The 4,063-nt window shown below is 50.1% G+C and carries 5 protein-coding genes; all 5 read left to right on the plus strand.

Annotated elements, in window-relative coordinates:
• Nucleotides 1-48: 48 nt before the first annotated feature.
• Nucleotides 49-816, plus strand: a complete 768-nt coding sequence (locus JF818_RS14645; protein WP_233067950.1) for a 1,4-alpha-glucan branching protein domain-containing protein — start codon at nt 49-51, stop codon at nt 814-816.
• A 240-nt stretch (nt 817-1,056) separates the two neighbouring features.
• Nucleotides 1,057-1,512: a division/cell wall cluster transcriptional repressor MraZ gene (gene mraZ, locus JF818_RS14650; protein ID WP_198892712.1), complete on the plus strand. Its 456-nt coding sequence runs from the start codon at nt 1,057-1,059 to the stop codon at nt 1,510-1,512.
• Nucleotides 1,512-2,402: a 16S rRNA (cytosine(1402)-N(4))-methyltransferase RsmH gene (rsmH, locus tag JF818_RS14655; protein WP_198892713.1), complete on the plus strand. Its 891-nt coding sequence runs from the start codon at nt 1,512-1,514 to the stop codon at nt 2,400-2,402. Before mraZ ends, rsmH begins: the two co-directional genes overlap by 1 nt.
• 12 nt (nt 2,403-2,414) lie before the next feature.
• On the plus strand, nt 2,415-2,759 hold the full coding sequence (locus JF818_RS14660) for a hypothetical protein (RefSeq protein WP_198892715.1): 345 nt from the start codon (nt 2,415-2,417) through the stop codon (nt 2,757-2,759).
• Nucleotides 2,756-4,063 (plus strand): UDP-N-acetylmuramoyl-tripeptide--D-alanyl-D-alanine ligase (gene murF, locus JF818_RS14665; RefSeq protein ID WP_198892716.1); only part of this gene is annotated, 1,308 nt, incomplete at its 3' end. The genes JF818_RS14660 and murF, both read left to right, overlap by 4 nt.

Here is a 4,063-nt window from a genome sequence, read left to right on the forward strand (position 1 = left end):
AAGCATTAATATCGTGAGTTGTAGCGCGATATCGGTTATGATCTGCCGATGGACTACATCAAGCCCTATATCCATGAACCCTCGGTACGGGTGTTCACCGGATATAAGTACTGGGCGATCACTGGTCAAACCGACCAGAAAGTTCCCTATCGTCGGGATCTTGCCCAGAAACGAGTGGCGGATCATGCAAGGAATTTCCTGTACAACGTCAACAATAAGGCAAAGACCCTGGAAGGTGTACTGGACAAGGATCCCGTTTTCACCTTGGGATATGATGCCGAGCTGTTCGGCCATTGGTGGTTTGAGGGTATCGATTGGATTGAACAGGTGTTTCGCCAGAATGCGGAACTTGAACAGCAAACTGCCTTTATCTCGCCCTCTACCTTCCTGGGACAAGAGAAAGATACCTTGCAGAAGGTCAGACCTGCCTTGTCCTCATGGGGACAAGGTGGCTATAGTGCAGTATGGCTTGATGGTTCAAATGCTTGGACCTACCGGCATATCCATAAGGCCATTGAGAGGATGGAGGAACTTGCCGTTCGATTCAGTGACCAGATCAGCCTGAAGCAGAGATTCCTTAATCAGGCTGCACGGGAAGTGTTGCTTTCCATGGCAAGTGACTGGCCGTTCATCCTGTTCAACAAGAGCAGTACTGAATATGCACAGAAACGAATTGGGGACCACCTAAGGAACTTCAATGTTGTCTATGGGAATATGTGTAAAAATGCCGTGAATACTGAGTGGTTGGTAAAGGCCGAAAAGCGAGATATTCTCTTCAGCGATATCGACTACAACATCTTCAATCCTGAAAGATAAATAGAAAATTCTTCATTACTCTGTCCCCTTCCTTTTTGGAGGGGGATTTTTCTGTATCCAGGCAAAAGCCCCAAAATATCACGAAAAGGTCTACGCTTGTTAAGCAGTGAGTGACATTTTTACCTATCATACCGGTGGAAAGATGGAAAAGTTCGGTTGTGCTGTGGTGGTAAGAAGTGTACATTTATGGATGTAAGTGGGAAAAAATCCCAAATAATGAAAAAGGTGAGGAGCCTGGTCATGTTGACTGGTGAATTTTACAACACCATTGACGACAAGGGTCGTATACTCATCCCTTCCCGATTGCGGAGTGCATTGGAAGGGGAGGCCCTCTATGTGACCAGAGGTTTGGAGAACTGTCTCTGGCTGATGCTTCCCACCGATTTTGAGAAACTCAAGAATACGATCATGAACGGGCCCGGTGCAATGTTCGACCGGAAGCTCAGGATTCTGCAACGCGGCATGATTGCCCCGGCGCAGTTGTGCGAGTTCGACAAGGTTGGGAGAATCAATATCCCGCAGAGTCTCAGGGAGAGTGTCTCCCTTGCCGCCAAAGAGGATTCGGTACTCCTTGGCACAGGCAACTATCTGGAGCTCTGGAACCGAAGTGCCTATGAGCAATACCTGCATGCAAGCATGGACGAGTTCCTTGACGCTGCACAGTCGCTCAGCGAAATGATCAGGGAGGACTTCTGATGGAGTACGTTCACTACTCGGTAATGACCCAGGAAATCCTCGAGTACTTGGTACCACCGAATGATCGGCCGGCGAAGATGGTCGATTGTACCTGTGGGGAAGGCGGACATACGTTCCTATTCCTCTCCAAATACCCAAACCTGGAAGTAACAGGGCTGGATCGTGACCGTGAGATCCAGAAGAAAGCAATCAAGCGAATGGAACCCTTTGGTGAACGTTTTACCCCCAGGAATATCTGGTTTGATGATTTCTTCTCTGAATATGGGCAGCAGGACCTGGATCTGGTTCTCTTTGACCTGGGTATTTCCAGCTTTCACTTTGAAGAGTCCGAACGCGGTTTCTCATTCAGGAAGGGTGAAGAGCTCGATATGAGACTGGACAAGGATGCCCCCATCAGTGCCCAGGATGTGGTGAACGGATACCAGGAAAAACGACTGGCTGATGTCATCTATCAATTTGGTGAGGAACGATACTCCCGGCGTATTGCCCGGGCGATCGTGGAGGCACGCAAGCTCCATAAGATAACAGGTAGTGAGGAACTGGCTTCCATAATCTACAAATCAGTTCCCCCCAACTATCGCTATGGAAGGATTCATCCAGCCACCCGAAGCTTTCAGGCTATCCGAATCGAGGTGAACCGGGAGCTGGACAGGATTGAACCGGCACTAAAAGGTGCCGTGCAGGCATTGAGGAGTGGAGGAAGACTTGCCGTCATAAGCTTCCATTCATTGGAGGACCGGCCGGTGAAGTGGCTGTTCAAGGGAATGGCAGAGGGGAGTGAGGCAACCATAAGGATCCTTACGAAAAAACCCCTGATACCCAGTGAGCAAGAAGTAAGTGAGAACCCAGCAAGCAGGAGTGCAAAACTGAGAATCATCGAAAAGCTGTAAAGGAGGCGAGCTATGGTACATGACTGGTACACCGTGGAGATTGACAGACAGCCGTCTGCTAAACCTCGCTACGCTGAGCGCCTCCAGCACGCCATGATTCTGGTCATGCTAATTCTCCTGATGGTAGCAATCTTCCTGCCGCTCTGGCAGCGGGGGATCAATCGCTCGCTTGAAGTGGAATATCAGACACTCCTGGAGAATCGCCAGGCATTGGAAGAGGAACAGCAGGTCCTGCGTGCCAGCATTTCCTCACTAAGTATGCCCGAGTCTTTGGCTGACGGTGCCTGGAGAGAGGGAATCGTATTCCAACCAATTAAGGCCGTGGCAATGCTACCCATCTCAAGGAGTAGCCAATGAACACCTACCAACATATAGACCAGTTCTCCTTTACTCCTTCATCCATTGCCCCCCTTTGTCAGGCAACATGCATCAGGGGTGGTTCCATTCGCATTGCTGATGTGCAGATTGACAGCAGGCTCTGCAGAAAGGGAAGCCTGTTCTTTGCCTTGAAAGGGGAACGTACCGACGGTTTTGCGTACATCAAGTCAGTATCAGAAAAAGGGGCTGCCGCAGTTGTAGTGCCTACTGAACGTGCACGGGAAGCCTTTCGCTTATGTGACTGTGCAGTTCTGGCCAGTGATGACGTACTTGCCAGTCTTCATGCACTATCCCGTTCCTACCTCTCCTTGTTCCCCCAATTGAAAACGGTGGGTATCACCGGCAGTTGTGGGAAGAGTACCACCAAGGAAGCCGTTGCCTGCATTACAGGGCAGCTCGGCCCGACAGCAAAGACCCCTGGAAACCTCAACAGTGAGTATGGACTCCCCCTAAGTACCTTCTCTTTGGAGAAGCAAAGCCGCTATGGAATCTTTGAGATGGGTATCGACCATGTCGGTGAGATGGATAGAATGGTTTCAATCCTCAAACCCAATATTGCACTTCTCACGAATATTGGGATTTCCCATCTTGAGAAATTTGGAAGCCAGGAGATCATCGCCCAGGAGAAGGCCAAGATTTTCCACCCAGGGATTGAAGCAGGGTTTGTAAGTCGTTCCTGCAAGCACTTGCCAAGCATTGAGAAACAAGCCTCAAGAACACTGCTCCGCTATGATGGGGAAGCCGTGAAGGCTGTTGACCTGGGGTTGGAAGGCTGGTCGGTGACCTATGAAGGGGAAACCTTCCAGATCAGGGCAGTGGGAAAACATCTGCTCGAAGATGTCTTTGGGGCCATTGCTATTGGAGCCTATCTTGGGGCAAGTCCAAGGGAAATAGCCCAAGCACTGGAGGGATTTACCCCGATGCAGGGAAGAAGCTCGGTATACCGTAGTGATATCACCATCATCGATGACTCCTACAATGCCAGCCTGGATTCCACCAGAAGCATTCTCTCCTATATTTCCAGCCTTAGATGGGAAGGGGAGAAGAAGGTTGTGCTCGGTCCTATGAAGGAACTGGGTAACCAGTCTCGTACTGCACACCGCTCGGTTGCGAATCTGCTTGCAAGATCCTCTTTTGGCAGGGCTTACCTCTATGGAAGTGAAATGAAAGAGGCAGCAAGCCAGCTCAGGCGTCAGGGATATGCAGAGAAAGTCTCATTTACCGAGAGCTTCGAGGAGTTGGAACATACTGTGGAGAGGCAGAGCAACCGGGGTGACCTGTTC

The organism is Sphaerochaeta sp. S2, from assembly GCF_016406725.1.
Classification (GTDB): domain Bacteria; phylum Spirochaetota; class Spirochaetia; order Sphaerochaetales; family Sphaerochaetaceae; genus Sphaerochaeta.

Bases quoted from the DNA above. Each gene is read 5' to 3' on its own strand.
- JF818_RS14645 (WP_233067950.1), top strand. From the start codon at position 49: ATGGACTACATCAAGCCCTATATCCATGAACCCTCGGTACGGGTGTTC.
- JF818_RS14660 (WP_198892715.1), top strand. From the start codon at position 2,415: ATGGTACATGACTGGTACACCGTGGAGATTGACAGACAGCCGTCTGCT.
- mraZ (WP_198892712.1), top strand. From the start codon at position 1,057: ATGTTGACTGGTGAATTTTACAACACCATTGACGACAAGGGTCGTATA.
- rsmH (WP_198892713.1), top strand. From the start codon at position 1,512: ATGGAGTACGTTCACTACTCGGTAATGACCCAGGAAATCCTCGAGTAC.